At 70.3% G+C, this 15,903-nt stretch carries 11 protein-coding genes; 7 read left to right on the plus strand and 4 right to left on the minus strand.

The window, feature by feature from the left end; genetic code table 11:
* The first annotated feature begins 15 nt into the window (after nucleotides 1-15).
* The 3 genes from VMS22_09215 to VMS22_09225 all read left to right on the plus strand — a co-directional run bounded on the left by VMS22_09215 (nucleotide 16) and on the right by VMS22_09225 (nucleotide 4,254).
* Nucleotides 16-501 (plus strand): carboxypeptidase-like regulatory domain-containing protein, encoded by a 486-nt coding sequence (locus tag VMS22_09215; protein ID HXJ34203.1) that lies wholly within the window; start codon nucleotides 16-18, stop codon nucleotides 499-501.
* A gap of 229 nt (nucleotides 502-730) precedes the next feature.
* A complete protein-coding gene (locus VMS22_09220; GenBank protein ID HXJ34204.1) occupies nucleotides 731-2,080 on the plus strand; it encodes a hypothetical protein in 1,350 nt (449 codons plus the stop codon).
* Entirely contained in the window at nucleotides 2,077-4,254 is a 2,178-nt protein-coding gene (locus tag VMS22_09225) for a sulfatase-like hydrolase/transferase (GenBank protein ID HXJ34205.1), read from the plus strand. Before VMS22_09220 ends, VMS22_09225 begins: the two co-directional genes overlap by 4 nt.
* Nucleotides 4,255-4,259: 5 nt before the next feature.
* Here VMS22_09225 and VMS22_09230 read toward each other — a convergent pair whose 3' ends face one another.
* Both VMS22_09230 and VMS22_09235 read right to left on the minus strand, forming a co-directional pair.
* The gene (locus tag VMS22_09230) at nucleotides 4,260-5,429 is read right to left on the minus strand and encodes an MBOAT family O-acyltransferase (GenBank protein ID HXJ34206.1); all 1,170 of its coding nucleotides are present in this window, start codon (nucleotides 5,427-5,429) and stop codon (nucleotides 4,260-4,262) included.
* Between the two features lie 19 nt (nucleotides 5,430-5,448).
* The gene (locus tag VMS22_09235) at nucleotides 5,449-5,706 is read right to left on the minus strand and encodes an acyl carrier protein (GenBank protein ID HXJ34207.1); all 258 of its coding nucleotides are present in this window, start codon (nucleotides 5,704-5,706) and stop codon (nucleotides 5,449-5,451) included.
* A 106-nt stretch (nucleotides 5,707-5,812) separates the two neighbouring features.
* On the opposite strand from VMS22_09235, the gene VMS22_09240 reads away from it, so the two are divergent.
* The 4 genes from VMS22_09240 to VMS22_09255 all read left to right on the plus strand — a co-directional run bounded on the left by VMS22_09240 (nucleotide 5,813) and on the right by VMS22_09255 (nucleotide 13,087).
* Nucleotides 5,813-6,937 carry a hypothetical protein gene (locus VMS22_09240; GenBank protein ID HXJ34208.1) on the plus strand — a complete coding sequence of 375 codons (1,125 nt, stop codon included), beginning with the start codon at nucleotides 5,813-5,815 and terminating at the stop codon, nucleotides 6,935-6,937.
* 160 nt (nucleotides 6,938-7,097) lie between these two features.
* Nucleotides 7,098-8,792, plus strand: a complete 1,695-nt coding sequence (locus VMS22_09245; GenBank protein HXJ34209.1) for a radical SAM protein — start codon at nucleotides 7,098-7,100, stop codon at nucleotides 8,790-8,792.
* A 117-nt stretch (nucleotides 8,793-8,909) separates the two neighbouring features.
* Nucleotides 8,910-9,434, plus strand: coding sequence for a hypothetical protein (locus VMS22_09250; GenBank protein ID HXJ34210.1), 525 nt, complete (start codon nucleotides 8,910-8,912; stop codon nucleotides 9,432-9,434).
* Nucleotides 9,435-9,484: 50 nt separating this feature from the next.
* Complete coding sequence (locus tag VMS22_09255) at nucleotides 9,485-13,087, plus strand: protein kinase (protein ID HXJ34211.1); 3,603 nt, start codon at nucleotides 9,485-9,487, stop codon at nucleotides 13,085-13,087.
* Here the strand turns inward: VMS22_09255 and VMS22_09260 are convergent.
* Nucleotides 13,074-14,861, minus strand: a complete 1,788-nt coding sequence (locus VMS22_09260) for an FAD-dependent oxidoreductase (protein HXJ34212.1) — start codon at nucleotides 14,859-14,861, stop codon at nucleotides 13,074-13,076. The genes VMS22_09255 and VMS22_09260 overlap by 14 nt on opposite strands.
* The gene (locus VMS22_09265; protein ID HXJ34213.1) at nucleotides 14,854-15,885 is read right to left on the minus strand and encodes a lipocalin-like domain-containing protein; all 1,032 of its coding nucleotides are present in this window, start codon (nucleotides 15,883-15,885) and stop codon (nucleotides 14,854-14,856) included. The genes VMS22_09260 and VMS22_09265 overlap by 8 nt, the downstream gene beginning before the upstream one ends.
* Nucleotides 15,886-15,903 lie beyond the last annotated feature (18 nt).

A 15,903-nucleotide genomic window follows, 5' to 3' on the forward strand; every position in this document is an offset into this window, starting at 1 on the left:
ACGGAGGAGGTCGGTGTGGTGGCCAAGCCGTCGTTGTCGTCGATGCAGTCGGCCGTCGCGCTCGTGGCCGGCCTGACCTCGATCGGCGGGGCCGCCTACTCCGCGGTCGACTATCTGCGCGCCGCCGGACAGCCGGGGGAAATCGTCGCGGTCGTCCACGAGTCGGGGAGCGAGCGCGTCGTGCACGGGGCGGTGGTCGAGGTTCGCACGCCCGACGACGCGATCGTCACCACGATGAGCGAGGGCGACGACGGCGTCGCCCGGCGTCCGCTCGGGCCCGGGCTCTACCACGTTCGCGTCACCCACCCGAAGTTCGCCGAGGTGGCGCGCGAGGTGCGCGTGCAAGCGGGCAAACCGTCCGAGGTGCGCGTGGACCTCGAGCCCCGCGACGCGGGCCCACACGTGACGCGTGCGAACGCTCCGTCCGCGACCTCGGCGGGTCGCGCGATCGATCACGGAATGACGGCGACGCGGCGGTTCCTGGCGCGCATCGGGCTCTGAACGCCCTCCGAGCGTATCGTCCGACACCTGGCCAGGACGCGCGGCAGTTTGCCCATGGCGTGGAATGGCAAGATGGGGTACGTCGCGGTTTGTTATGGTCCCGTCACCCCCAATCCGATCGACGTTACCCGATCGAGGCAAGGAGCCCCCGATGACAGCCCGCGCCGCTCTCCGATCCACCATTGTCGCTTCCGTCTTACTGACGGCGAGCTTGGCCTATGCGTTGCCGGTGACGCTCAAGGACTCGAACGGCACCAAGTACAACGTCAACACGCAGGTGGTTCCGGCGCCGCCGCCCCTCAGCCCCTCATCCGCGTCGGGCGGGCTCAACAACGCCACCTTCATCAAGCCCGTCACGGTGACCAGCTACTACATCGGCTTCACGCCGTGGTTCGGCTTCCTCACCACCTACACGGTCCAGCACGAGGTGAACGTACCGCTCACGCCGGCCTTCGCCGGCTTCAACGCCCTCCTGATCTCTGGTCTCAACGGACAGAAGCTTCCGGTCCCGCTTGCGTACAACCCCGGCCAGATCGCGACCGAGGACCCGAACTGCATGGCCAACGGCAAGCCCCAGCAGCTCATCTTCGCCGCCCAGGCGTTCCCCGATCAGAACCTGTCGCTCACCCGCAAGGTCTACGTGTCGCAGAACCAGGAGTGGGCACGCTGGCTCAACATCGTGACGAACACCGGGCCCACGGCGACGTCCGTGGCCATTTCACTCCTCGGCCGGATCGCATCCGGATCGGACACGATCGTGGTCGCCAGCTCGAGCGGTGACTCGCAGGTGAGCGCGCAGGACCAGTGGTTCACCACCCAGCAGAGCCTGCCGGCGGGCATCACGTCCTACGAGCCGCGCCTCGGATTCGTCGTGCAGGGTCCGGGCGCCACCACGCCGCCGTCGAACGCCGGCATCAGCATCACCACGACCCCGCCCGGGAAGGCGGCGTTCACCTACATCCCGACGATCGAGCCGGGCGGGACGGCGGTGATCATGACGTTCGTCACGGTCCAGGGAAAGAACAAGCAGAGCAAGCAGACCTGCCAGAATCTGGTGCAGACGCCGATCCCGTCGTCCGCCATCAAGTGCATGTCCGAGCAGGAGCTCTCCCAGGTCATCAACTTCGCGCACATCACGCCGCCGACGCCGAAGAAGTCCACGGTGAAGCTGAACTTCAAGAAGACCGGGCAGGACACCGTGCAGTGGAAGGGAAAGATCACGGTCGCCGGCGGCATCTCGCTGGCCGGGCTTCCCGTCGCGGTCGACTTCGGCGGCATCACGCAGACGTTCCTTCTCGGCAAGGGCGGCTCGGCCAACAACGGCAACGGCAACAAGTTCAACTTGGACGTGAGCCTCAAGAACGGTCTGACGAAGGCCGGAACCTACAACGTCACCTTCAACCTGAAGGGCGACCTGCAGACGACGCTGGCGCAGTACGGGCTCACCAACGCCGACGCGAGCAACGTGCCGGTCACGATCCCGCTCACCATGACCGCGGGCCCGGGCGAGTACGCGGCCGATCTGCCCTACACCTGGAAGGCGACGGCAGGGAAATCGGGGACGGCGACGCTCTCTTGATCCCGTCACCGCGCCGGGCGACCCGCGCGGTTACCGTTCTCGCGCTCGCCGTCCTGGCGGCGTGCAACGGGCGCGATCGTCCGAACGTCCTCGTCGTCACCATCGACACGCTGCGCGCCGACCGCGTCGGCTGCTACGGCTTCGGGCTCGCGCAGACCCCGACGATCGACGGGCTCGCCAGCGAGGGTGTGCGCTGCGCCGACGCGACGACATCGGCGCCGATCACGCTCCCCGCCCACAGCTCGATCATGACCGGGCTCTATCCGCCGGCGCACGGCGTGCGCGACAACGGCAACTACGCGCTGCCGTCCGAGGCCGTGACGCTCGCCGAGCGGCTCCAGTCGGCCGGCTATCACACCGGCGCATTCATTTCGGCGGCCGTCCTCACGCGTCGCTACGGCCTCGACCAGGGCTTCGAGGTCTACGACGACGATCTGTGGTCGGAGGACGAGCCCGAGCTGTTCATGATCCGCGAGCGACCCGCGGCGCGGACGGCGGCGCGCGCGCTCGCCTGGCTCGAAGACTGGTGGAAGGGCGGGCGGCGCCAGCCGTTCTTCATGTGGGTCCACTTCTTCGACCCGCACCAACCGTACAAGCTGGCGTCGATCGACCTCGCGGCGATGGCGCCGACGCCGTACGACGCCGAGATCGCGGAGGCCGACCGCGGCGCCGGCCGCCTGATCGACTGGCTCCGCGAGCACGGTGCCCTCGACCACACGCTCGTCGTCCTCACGGCCGATCACGGCGAGAGCCTGGACGAGCACGGCGAGCCGACGCACGGCATCTTCATCTACGACGCGACGATCCGCGTGCCGATGGTGTGGCGCCTTCCCGGGGTGATTCCCGCCAACGTGACGTATGGCGGGCCCGTCCGGCACATCGACATCGTCCCGACGATCCTCGCGGTGCTCGGGCTTCCCGGCGGCGACACCGTGCAGGGCACGAGCCTTCTCGCCGCCTTCCAGGGCGGCACGCCCCCGATCGACCTCACGCAGTACTCCGAGGCGCGCCTGGCCGAGGAGGGCTTCGGCATGGCGCCGCTCTTCGGCGTGCGTCACTCGGGGCACAAGTGGATCCAGGCGCCGCGGCCGGAGCTGTACGACCTGCGCCGCGATCCGCGGGAGCTCCAGAACCTCTATCCGGCCGAAGCCGCGTCGGCGAAGCCGCTCGAGGCCGAGCTGGAAGCCGTGACCGCGGACAGCGCGCGCCGAGCCCTGACCGCGCCGACGCGCGAGATCGATCGCGAGACCGAAGAGATGCTGCGCGCGCTCGGCTACCTGGCGCCACCCGAGCAGCGCGCCGAGATGACGGGTCGCGATCCGAAGGACGGGATGGCGCTCTACAACAAGCTGCAGGAGTCGCGGCAGCTCGTGCAGGTGGAGCAGTGGGATCGCGCCAAGGCATTGCTCGACGAAGTCCTCGCGGATGCGCCCGAGAACGTGACCGCACGCAACCTCCTCGCCTACGGAGCGGTCAAGCGCGGCGACTACGACGAGGCCGAGCGGCAGTATCGGGCGTCGCTCGAGCAGCAGCCGCGCCAGCACCGGGTGTACGGGGCCCTCGGCTCGCTGGCGCTCCGGCGTGGCGACCTCGACGAGTCGGAGCGGAGCTTCCGCAAGGCGCTGGAGCTGGCGCCGACGTTCGTCGAGGCGATGAGCAACCTCGGATTCGTCGAGCTCGTGCGCGGCAACGAAGCCGGCGCGCAGGAATGGTACGAGCGGGCCATCGCCGTCGATCCGACCTTCCCGCACGTGTACCGCCGCCTGGCGGATCTCTTCTACGACCGCAAGGACTTCGGGCGCTCGCTCGACTACTACCGCAAGGTCCTGGTGACGCTCCCGGAATTCTTCGAGGTGCTCGTGCAGGCGGGGAACGCCGCGCGCTTCGTCGACGACCCGAAGACCGCCGCGGACTACTACACGGAGGCGGCGCGTGTCCGTCCCGACTCCTGGATCCCGCCCTACAACCTCGCGTGTCTGCGGGCGCTCGGCGGCGAGCCGGAGCCGGCGCTCGCGCTCCTGGGACAGGCCGTCGATCTCGGGCTCGATCAGCCGCGGCTGGTCGAGGAGAACGACGACTTCGATTCGCTCCACGCGCAGGCCGAGTGGCCGGCGTTGCTCGCGAGGACCCGCGCGGCCGAGCAGGCACGCGCGCGGGAGCAGCCGGCGCCCTGAGGCGCTCAGCCGACGAGGAGCCGCGCGAGATATCGCCAGCCGTGCGTGATGTCGGTCACGCAGAAGGCGAGCGAGAGCGCGAACGCGTTGAAGGTGAGGGCGATCGAGAGCGCGTGGGCGACGGGATGCGAGCGCCACCACTGCACGAGCCCGAGGGGCAGGCGGCGACCGAGTTCGCGCGCGAAGACGCCGACCCAGATGAGACCGATCGCCTGCAGGAAGCCCCAGAGCGCGAAGCCGGGCGTGTAGCCGTGCCAGAGCCCGCATGACGTCATGGCGGCGATCTGCCCGCCGGCGGCCGCCACACGATGCCCCCATCGGCGGCGCATGAGCGCGCGCGCGACCGGAATGAAGATGTAGAGGCGGAGCCAGCTGGTGAGCGTCATGTGCCAGTGCTGCCAGAGCTGGACCAGATTTCGCCGCACGAGGGGGTTGTCGAAGTTCTCCTGGATGGTCCAGCCGAACACGGCGGCAATGCCGATCGCGATGTCGCTGTAGCCGGAGAAGTCGAAGTAGACGCGGAGCGTGTTCGCGTAGAGGCCCAGGAGCAGCACGGAACGGGAATGCGGGCCCGGCTCGGCGATGATGCCCGCCGACCAGTCGCCCAGGGCGTGCCCCACCACGAGGGCCTTCACGAGGCCGAACAGCACGCGCTCGAGCCCGCGGCCGACGCGCGTGCGATCGAAGGTCGGCGCCTGCGGCCGGAAGTGCTCGAACGGCTCGATGGGCCCGGCGGGATACGTCGGCAGGAAGGCCATCCAGCCGAGCACGTCGGCGAAAGCGACTGCCCCGTAGGTCTTCCGCGTGCTCTCGACGAGCGCGGCGACCCCCTTGAGGGCGATGTACGAGACGCCGAGGAACACGAGGCCGCCCTGCGAGGGGAGCAGTCCGCTGCCGTTCGCGGCGAGCTTGTTCCACGAGAAGACAACGACGAAACCGGCGATGCCGGCGGTGGCGAGGGCGCGGGCCCGCCGGATGTCGGTGGTCTCCGCCGCCGATCGCATGAGCAACCAGAGACCACCGGTCACCACCACGACGAACGCGAGCAGCCGCACGTCCCAGAGCCCGAGGATCGCGAGGCTCGCCATGGCGACCACGGCGCGCCGGGCCTCCGCCGGCACGACCGTCCAATAGATCGGCGCCAGAGCCAGCGTCCCGAGGAGGGCGGGCAGCATGCCGCGTGACGCGCGGTGCTCAGCGCGCGGCCTGCCGCGCCACGTAGGCGCGGATCAGGCGGAGCGTGTCGAAGTTCCCGACCACGATGTCGCGGTCGGGAACGGCGATGCGGAAGCGTTCCTCCAGGATCGTCGCCAACCGCACGAGCGCCACCGAGTCGATGAGGCCGCTGGTCACCAGGCGGGTGTCGGGGCCGACGTCGGTCGCGGCGATGCGCAGCTCGCGCTCGAGGTAGTCGCGGACCGCCGCGTCGAGCGCGGGCTCGTCGATCGGCATTCGCATCTACCTACCGCAGGCCGGGCACGGGGTTCAAACCGCACGCGGTGTTCGGCGGCGCCGTTTGCTTGACAGCCGCGCCCCGCCGAGTAGCGTCGGACGGATCGTGCGCAACACCAGCGCGGCCGGCTCGCCGCTCACCTGGATTCTCGCGGTCGCGTTCACGCTCCTGCTGGGAGCGGCCATCACGTCGCGGCCGGTGCTGTGGCGCCCGGCGCTCTTCGAGCGCACGCGCGACATGACCCAGGTGGTCTTCGCGCAGACGTTCACCGCGGCGCGCGAGATCTACGGTCCGCCGCCCGACGATCGACCGGTGGCGGCGCTGCTCGGGAACTCGCGCGTGTGGCTGGCGGGACACGATCCGTTCGTGCAGCGCGAGGTCGATCGCCTCGGCGCGCGCATCCGCGTCGCGAACCTCGCGATCTTCGGGGCGGGGACGGGCGACTTCGAGGTCCTGTCGCGCCATCTGGATCACCTGGCGCCGAAGACGGTCCTCGTCACGGTCGACGGCACCGATCTCCTCGACACGCCGGGGCATCCGGTGTCCGGCCTTCCCGCGCGTCTCCTGCACATCGGATGGGCCGACGGACCGATTGCGCCGGACGGCTCGATGGCGCGACTCGACCGCTGGGGTCGGACGCTGTGGCCACTCTATCGCTTCCACGAGTTCGCGCGCGCCGTGCTGATCGACCGCGTGGCACCGCCGGTCGAGCCGGCGCCGTTTCCGACCCACTTCGCGGACACCCGCGCGGTGTTCACGTACATGCACGGCGATCGCGGCGCGGCGGCGGAGGCAGCCTACGCAGCGTGGCGCCGCGATCCCAGCTTCGCGCGCTTCATCGACTACCTGACGATCGGAAGCAGCAGCTACCTCGAGATGGTGCGCGATCGCGCGCGGCAGGCGCGGCCGCTTCGCGACGGCGATCCCGGCGTGCGTGCGTTCGACGTGCTGCTGGCCCGTCTGGTGGCGACGGGTCGCCGCACCGGCGTCGTGCTGATGCCGCAGAGCCCGCTGCTCGACCAGGATCCGACCGGCGAATACGCGATCCCCGGCTTCTCCGACGCGGCGGCCGCCACGATCGGGCGCGTCGCGGCCGCGCACGGGGTGCCGGTCCTCGACGCGCGTCACGCGCTCGGGCCCGACGCCTTCATCGACTTCGATCACCCGTTCCCGGAGCTGAGCGGCTTCCAAACCCGGCTCGCCCAGGAGGTCGTGCGTGTCTCGTCCTGAACCTGCGCCGCCCCTGGGTGCGATCGTGCTTCGTGCGGCTCTCTATGCGCTCGCGATCGTCGTGCTCGTCTTGTTCGCGCCGGGCGACGGCCGCGTCTTCATCTATCAGGGGTTCTGAAATTGGTTGATGGGTCCGTCGTGAGGGGGGTAGGCTAGCCGCGTGGGCGTCGACTGCCTTGTGATCGGGGCCGCCGAGTTCGACCGCGACCGCGAACGGGAGATCTTCCTCAAGGTCCACCGCGGGGACGCCGCGGACGGTTGGGGGAAGTTCCTCGCCCTCAACTACGTCGAGTTCGAGGGGGACGCCTTGATGGCGAACCAGCTCGCCAGCGTCGCGCACCGCTCCGCGCGCGGGCCGCTCGCCCGGGGCGGCAACGGCTTCGCCTACGCCGACGTCTCCATGCTGAGCTCGTGGCGCACGCCGCTGCTGGGCGGCATGTGGATCTACCAGGCGCTCAAGCAGCGCGGCTTCGAGGTGGCGCTCGTCCAGCACGTGCAGCTCCAGGCGGCGCAGCTCGAGGCGGCGCTCGCCGAGCAACCGCGCGCCATCGCGATCTCGACGACGCTCATCACCTCGCCGCTCGAGATGAAGGCGCTCGTGCGCCTGTGCCGCGAGCGTTCGCCGGCGTCGTACATCGTGCTGGGCGGCATGAGCATCTGGAACCAGTTCCAGGTGAGGAAGGCCGAGAACGAGCAGCTGCCGGCCGGCGCCCCGCGCGAGGACGAAGGCGATCTGCTCGGGAGCTTCGGCTTCCTCGGCGCCGATGCGCTGATCGTCGACCCCTACGGGATCGAGACCCTCGCCGAGCTCCTGGGGCGTCTCAAGGCGGGCCGTAGCCTCGACGGCCTGGCCAACACGGTGCGCTACTCGAAGGGCGCGCCGGTCTCGCGGCTCGATCGCACGGGCGAGGTGTTCGACGCCGCGCGCATGCGGATGGACTGGGACCTGGTCGAGAACGAGCACATCGGGTCGGTCGTGAACGTCCGCACGCAGATCAGCTGCCCGTTCCGCTGCAGCTTCTGCAGCTACCCGACCACGCAGGGGCCTGTGATCAAGGCCGAGTTCGACGCTTTCGAGCGCGAGCTGCAGGCGCTCTCGCGCCGCGGCGTCGACACGCTGATGATCATCGACGACACGTTCAACGTCCCGCCCAAGCGCTTCATGCAGGTGCTCGAGATCCTGCGGCGCCATCAGTTCCGGTGGTACAGCTTCATCCGCTGCCAGTTCCTCGACGCGGCGCAGGTCGAGATGATGAAGGCGAGCGGCTGCGTCGGCGTCTACCTCGGCCTCGAGTCGGTCGACGACGAGACGCTCGAGCGCATGAACAAGACGGCGACCGAGGAGCTGTTCCGCCGCGGCATCGGGCTGCTGGCGGAGCGCGAGATCCTCACCTACGCGTCGTTCATCGTCGGCTTCCCGGGCGACACCGCCGACACCGTTCGCAAGGTGCAGCGCTTCATCGAGACGAGCGGCCTCGACTACTACAACCTGAAGCCGTTTTGGTACGACCACTCGACGCCCATCGCGCAGCGCGCAGCGGAGTTCGGCCTGAGCGGGCAGGGGTACAACTGGCAGCACGATCGCATGAACGCGACGCAGGCCTATGACCTCATCCGGGATCTGATCCTCGACACCCGGAGCCGTTACGTCGGACTGCACAGCGGAGAGCTCTGGGAGATCGGTCAGTTCGGTGCCCGAGGGCTGTCGAAGGGACACATCGACGCGGTCTACGACGCCCACAATGCGATGCTGAAGCAGGACCTTGCGGGGCGAGGAGGCGAGGACAAGACGCGCGCGTTCACCCGGCTCCAGTCCCAGCTCCGTGACGTCGAGCTGACCCCAGCCGCCTGGTAGAGGTCGGCGAACCTGCGCGGGTGCAGGTCAGGAATGGGATTGACAGGACGAGCCCATTTGTCCGAAACCCGTTTCCAGACACGCCGAGCGGGGGGCACGCACGGAGGGAGCTGTTCGATGGCAGACCAACTGGACCGGACCAACAGGCTCGAGGCACTGAGAGCGCTACTCACGACCGCATCCGGTCTCGTCGAGACGCTCACACACGACCCCGCGCGTGATCGGTTCCTGCGCGTCTACGAGCGTATTCCGCTCGAGGACCGCGCGACGATTCTCGGCGTGCTCGAGCGCGAGATCTCCCTGCGCGTCGCGACGCTCGGCGAGGGCGAGGCGATCACCGGCTACGGCGCGCGGCCGAATCCGAACGCGCGCCTGTACGTTCGCGTGCTGAAGAAGATGCCCGACGAATGGCCGACGCTCGATCACGACAAGATGGTGTTCTCGAACCTGCGCGGCGCGCGCATCATGCGCCTCACGCGTTCGCCGGAAGTGCACGACCGCTGGCGCGCCGCCGTCGTCGAGGCGTTCGGGCTGCTCGAGCCGGAGGAGCGGGCCGAGGTGGCGACCGTGCTCCGCGAGCTGCTCGATGTCGTCGCGCTCGCCGACCAGAGCACGCCCGAGCCGGCGAAGGCGACCGGCTGACTGAGCCCGGGGTTTGACGCCGTCGGCGCCGGCGCTCTATCGACGCCAGCGTGAGGTTCGAGCGGCGAGAGGTGCTCGGCAGCGGCGCCAACGGTACGGTCTGCCGCGCCTTCGACGCGGAGCTCCGGCGCGACGTCGCCTTGAAGACGCTGTTCGACGTGTCGCCCGACCTCGCGCAGCGGCTGAAGAACGAGTTCCGCGCCCTGCACGGCATCACCCATCCGAATCTCGTCCAGCTCTACGATCTCGTGATCGGAGAAGGCGAGTCCTTCTTCACGATGGAGCTCGTCGAAGGCGTCGACGTCGTGCGCCACGTCCGCGGGGCGGCGGAACCCCGAGCGCTGCTGGATCACGCCGGGCTCGAACGGCTGTGGGCCGTGCTTCCCCAGCTCGTCGATGCCGTCGACGCCCTGCACGCCGCGGGTCGCGTCCACCGCGATCTCAAGCCCTCCAACGTGCTCGTGACGCGCGACGGGCGCGCGATGGTGCTCGACTTCGGATTGGTCGCCACGGTGCGCGACGACGCCGGCGGCGACGATCGGGAGATGGGGGGCACCCTCGCGTACATGGCTCCCGAGCAGGTGTGGGGCGTGCCGCCGTCCGCGGCCGTCGACTGGTACGCGCTCGGCGGCGTGCTGTTCGAAGTCCTCACGGGGATGCCGGCGTTCTCGGGGACGCCCGTCGGCATGCTGCGTGTGAAGGAGCGCGGCCCCGTGCCCGGCCCGTGTGACCTGGCACCGGCCACCAGTGCGGGGCTCGATGCCCTCGTGCGCGCGCTCCTCGACCCGGATCCGACACGACGTCCGGACGGCCGCAGCATTCGCAGCGCGCTCGAGGGTGGCGCCGTCGCGCCGATGGCGAGGACCTGGAGGCATCGTGACGCGTTCGTCGGTCGCGCCACCGAGCTCGCGACGCTCGCGGAATGGCTCCGCGAGGTGTCGCCGGGGCATCCACGCGTCGGTCACGTGGTCGGGCCATCGGGCATCGGCAAGAGCGCCCTCCTGCGATCCTTCGGCGAGCGGGCGGCCGCCACCGCCCTCGTCCTGTCGGGACGGTGTCATGCGCACGAGACGGTTCCCTACAAGGCGCTCGACGGCGTGATGGAGGGGCTGGCTCGGCACCTCGGGCGAGAGGATGCGGCGTTGCCCGACCTCGGTGCGGGCGACCTGGGCCCGCTGCTCGACCTCTTTCCGGTCCTGAGCAGCGTGGGGCGATTCGCGCGCGCCGGCCGTGCCGGCGGCGAGGCGAGCCCGCGCGAGCTGCAACGGCGTGCTTTCGCGGCGCTGCGCACGCTCGTCGCCGAGCTGGCGCGGCGGCGACCGATCGTCCTCTCGATCGACGACGTGCAGTGGGGCGATCGAGACAGCGCGCTCGCGCTGCTCGAGGTGCTGCGTGGACCCGACGCGCCCGCCGTCCTTCTCTTGCTCTCCTCTCGAATCGGCGAGACGGAGGGCTCGGGTTTTCTTCAGGAGCTCGAGCGCGGCGATCGCGGGCCCGACCACACCCTCGTCGTCGAGCCGCTCGGTGGATCGGACACGAGGGAGCTCGCTGCCGACCTGCTCGGTTGTGACGCCGCCGATCCGATCGTCGAGCGGGTCGTGAACCAGGCTGGAGGGTCGCCCTTCTTCGTCGAGCAACTGAGCCGCTACCACCACGAAGCGTCACGGCGGGAAGCAGACGTCGACCTCGACCGCGCGATCCTCGGGCGCATCGATGCCATCGGCAGCGGCGCACGGGCGCTGGCCGAGCTGGTCGCGGTCGCCGGCGGTGCGCTCGACCTCGCGCAGGTGATCGATCTCACGGGCAGCCGCGATCCCGCCGCGTTGTGCTACCGGATGCGCGAGCAGTGCATGCTGCGCACGGTCGCGACGCGACCGAAGAGCGTCGAGGTCTACCACGATCGGATCCGGGAGACGTTGTTGGCCGCTCTCGGCGCGGAGCGCCGACGGTCGATCCACCGGCAAGTCGCCGACGCATTGCAGGGGCAGGCGTCGCCGGATCCGGAAGCCGTTCTCGAGCATCTCCTCGGCGCGGGGGACGAGCGTGGGGCGGCGGACGCCGCGATCGCCGCCGCCGAGCGCAGTGCCGGCGCGCTCGCCTTCGGGCGGGCCGCGGAGCTCTACGAGATCGCGCTTCGCTTGCGGGACCGGGGCGCTGCCGACTGGACGGTCATGGCGCGCCATGCCGAGGCGCTCGCGAACGCCGGACTCGGCAGCGCGGCGGGGGCCGCTTCCGAGGCCGCAGCGAACGCGTCGGCGCGAGCACAGGCCCCGGCGGCACGCACGCTCGCGCTCCGCGCCGCCGCGACCCGCGAGCTGCTGTGCGCGGGCGACGTCGAGGCGGGACGCCGGGCGCTTCGGCGGACGCTCGCTCTCGCGCGCATCCCATATCCCCGGAGCCCGGCGACGGCGGTGGCGCGCTTGCTCACCGCCCGCGCCAGGATCGCGATCCGCGGGTTCGGATTCACCCCGCGTGCCGAGGACACGATCGATCCCGATCGCCTCGCACAGGTCGATGCGTGCTGGGCGGCGACCATCGGTCTCAATGCCTTCGACGCCGTACGCTCCGCGGCGTTCCAGGCCCGCCATTCGCTGCTCGCACTCGACGCGGGTGAGCCGGGGCGCGTCGTGCGGGCGCTCACCGCCGAAGCCGTCTATCGAGCCGCCGAAGGCGGGCGCACCGGTCGAACGCGCGCCGCGGCTCTGGCGGCGCGCGTCGATGTGCTGGCGACCAGCGTCGGCGACCCGCGTGCGCGCGCCTTCGCCCGCCTCTGCGCCGGAGTGGGCAGCTACTTCGGCGGAAGCTGGGAGCGTGCGATCGACGAGCTCGCCGAGGCGGAGCGGATCTTCCGGGGGCTGCACGGCGTCGCGTGGGAGCTGGCCAACTGCCGCTCCTATCGCCTGTGGGCGCTGTCGTGGAACGGCGACACGGCGCGTTTCGAAGCCGAGGTCGAAGCTGCGGCAACCGAGGCGCGGACGCGTGGCGACGTCCCGGCCGAGATCGGCGCGGCGAGTGGCCACGCGAATCTCGCGTGGCTGCTGGCCGATCGGCCGGCCGAAGCACGGTCGCGTGCCGCCGCGGCGGTGGGGCGCCTCAGGCTCCGGGCGTTCCAGAGCCCGCACTACGCAGATCTGTTGGCCCAGACCCGCATCGACCTGTACGAAGGCGACGGTGGGGCGGCCTGGAAACGCGTGTCGAGCGCCCTCCCGCACGTGCGGCGAAGTCATCTGCTTCGGCTCCAGCTCTTCCGCATCGAGGTCCGTGTGTTGATCGCTTCGTCCGCGCTCGCCGCGGCGACCGCGCCGGCCGCGGGTCGCGAACGGCGCCGCCTATTGGCCGCCGCCGCTCGCGCTGCGGCGCAGCTCCGCGCCGAAGACCTGCGGCTCGGGCAGGCGCTCGGGGACGCCCTCACCGGCATGCTCATGGCCGCCGAGGGCGGCGCGGAGAGCGCGGCACGATGCCTGCGCGCGGCGGCCCTGCTTCTCGCGCGGTGCGGGCTGCCGCTCTACGCGGAGTCGGCGCTGCTGAACGCCGCCGCGCTCGACGGTGCATCGGCGCCGCCGACGCCCTCGCTTGGCGTCGCCCCGGCCAACGTCGCGGCGATGTTGCTGCCCGGCCTGACGGCCCGGCGCTCCATGCTCAAAGTCGCCTGAGCACGCTCTCCCAGCAGCCGAGCAGATCGGGATCGGGGCGCGCGAAGTCGAACGGATGGAGATCGCCGAGGCGACCCGCGACGTAGCGCAGCGGCAGCATGGCGTTGAATGCGCCCCGCAGGATGGAGTGGCGGTCGCCGAAGCGCTGCACCTCGTCGATGACGCTCGCGGTCACCTCCATCGGATGGGGAAGGTTCAGGGCGAAGAGCGCCTCGTCGACCCGTTTGGCGCCGTCGAAGACCGCGCCCTCGGGGAACGACTCGACGAACGGGTACAGATGCTCGTCGAGACCCTCCCGCGCGAGGATCCCGCGCACCGCGCGGCGCGCCGCCTCGTCGGCGCCCTCCATCGTCGCGAGGTCGGTGTTCGTGCGCACGTAGTCGGAGGCGAGGAAGAGGTTCTCGATCGCCGTTTCGGCGTCGGGGCGGAGCGCGAGCTGCCCCGGCGGATGGATCAGCAGGGGCGTGCCGTTGTGCAGCGGGTTCAGCGTCACGTTCGAGTCGAGATGCGACGTGATCCTATCGCCGGGTCGCAGGGTTCCCGGCGGAAGCGACGCGGCCATCTGACGCCACACCTCGTCCAAGAGCTTCCCGCGATCGACGTAGGCCTTGGCGGGGATGCCCTCGGTTCCCGGCGTCTCCCAGTCCGAGATGATGGCCGAGATGATGCCGTGCAGCTCCGGCGTCCCCGGTCGCTCGTCCGGGCGGGTCGCCCAGAACTGCGCTTGCGACACCGACGTGAGCGCGAACGCCGTCTGCGGATAGTGGACGTGTCCGTGCACGATCGGGACGTCGCGCGACAGGAAGAACTGGAGCCCGACCATGTCGCCGTGCGCGATGGGAGCGAGCGTTCGCACGTTCTCCAACGCGGCGTCGAAGGCACGCATCTCGTCGGAGAGGAGCTTCGCTGCGCAGTCGAGCGGGACCGCGAGGACGTAGTGGTCGGCCTCGACGACCTCGCCGCCCTCGAACCGCGCGCCGCGCAGGCGGCCCCGACGGGCATCGAAGTCGAAGCCGACGAGCGTCTTCTCGAAGTCGAACTCCACGCCGCGCGCACACAGATGGTCGTACCACGGGCGGAGCCACGTCTCGTCGGTCGGGCCGCACAGGAGCGGATCCTTCTTCCGTCGTGCGAGCGGCTCGAAGTCGAAGATCATCTGGAGCGAGATCGCGCCGATCGTCGCGGCACTGGTCTCCTTGGCCCGCATGGCCGAGAGGTTCCGCGACGCCTTGATGACCAGGTCGAGAAAGCGGGGCGCGTAGGTCTTCGCGCGCGCGAAGTCGAACCACGGGATGGTGTCGTACTTCTGCTCGCGGCGCTTGCGGCACGAGGTGGCGAACTGCAGGAGCACGCCCGCGTAGCGCAGGGTGTCCTCCATGCCGAGATCGCGGTCCTTCAGGATGTCCACGATGGTCGGCACGAAGCGCAGCGACTCGACGAAGTCCCGGGGGCGCGGGATGTCGAGCATCTTGTGGTCGTACGCGATTCCGGCGTCCGACGACGCGACCAGCCGGTCCAGCACGCTGCCGGTGCCCGCAGGCGTCGTCGCCATCGTGTCGACGACGTGGCGATAGAAGTGGGGGAAGAACCGGAACCCGTGCTCGCCGGGATAGCTCGTGCCGGCCGGCGTGGGGATGAACTGACTCTTCGCCTTGCCACCCGCGCGATCGCTCGCCTCGTAGACGTGCAGGCCGTCGATCCCCGCCAGCGCCAGGTGGTGCGCGGTGCTGAGTCCGGCGATCCCGCCGCCGAGGATGGCGACCCTGTCAGCCATAGCCGCGCAGCTCGGTCATGGACCAGCCGCGCACCGGCGTCCCGTTGCGCTGCCCCTCGACGAGACACGCGCTCTCCCAGAACCCGGGCACGAACGGGTAGATCGATTCGATGTCCGGCTCGGCGCCGTAGAGCGGCCGGACCGAGAGCTGCATCGGGCCGTCGGGCATGTCCACGCGCAGGTCGGTGCCGAGCGGCCGTCCGACGACGTCGACGTTGCGGAAGTCCGCGGGACGCAGCGGGAGCTCCTCGATCCCGCCGGCGGCCGGCATCCGGGCCGCATAGTGGCGCTCGACGGTGGCGAGCTTCGTATGGAAGAAGATCCACTGCTCGCCGTCGTCGAGGGACACGTTCAGGTACTTCCACGCGTAGACCGTGGTGGGCGCCGATCCCCACTGCCGCTCGTACCACCCCGGGCCCGTGACGACGCGCAGTCGCCCGCCGAAGCGCGCGTAGCCCGTGACGCGGATCTTCGGCCGCACGTAGTACGCGAGCCGGTGCCCGGCGCCGTAGTCCACGATGCCGTCTTCGGAGAGCAGCACCGCCGGCGCCGTGGCGGTGAGCTCGAGATCGAGCTCCGGTTGGCTCGCCGCATTCCAGAGGCGCAGGCGGTAGTGGCCAGGCTGGCCATCGATCCGCCACCGGTCGGGCGATGCGACCCACAGGTTGTAGATGTTGGCGGCATAGCCGAGGCGATAGGACACGGGCGTGTCGTGGCCCTCGTAGGCCACCGCGAAGGCACCGCCCGACTGCAGGAGCTGGAGCGGACCGCGGGCGTGATCGATCCGCTTGACGAAGCTCACCGTGAGCGGCGGGACGACCCACTTCGTGCCGCGGATCGCGGTCACCATGAAGCTCAGGCGCTCGGTGCCGTGGATCTCGCCCACGTGCCCGGCGAAGTACCACCACTCCACCGGGAACTCGTGTGCGAGCTCGTCGCGGGGCAGGCGGATGGGTTCCAGGTGCGCCGCGGGCGCGGAGCCCCCGAGTGGAAACGCGCTCGGGAGCGCAAGTCCATCCCGCATCGCAGCCGAGCTAGCGCA

Source organism: Candidatus Eisenbacteria bacterium (assembly GCA_035577985.1).
Taxonomy (GTDB): Bacteria; Desulfobacterota; Binatia; order DP-6; family DP-6; genus DATJZY01.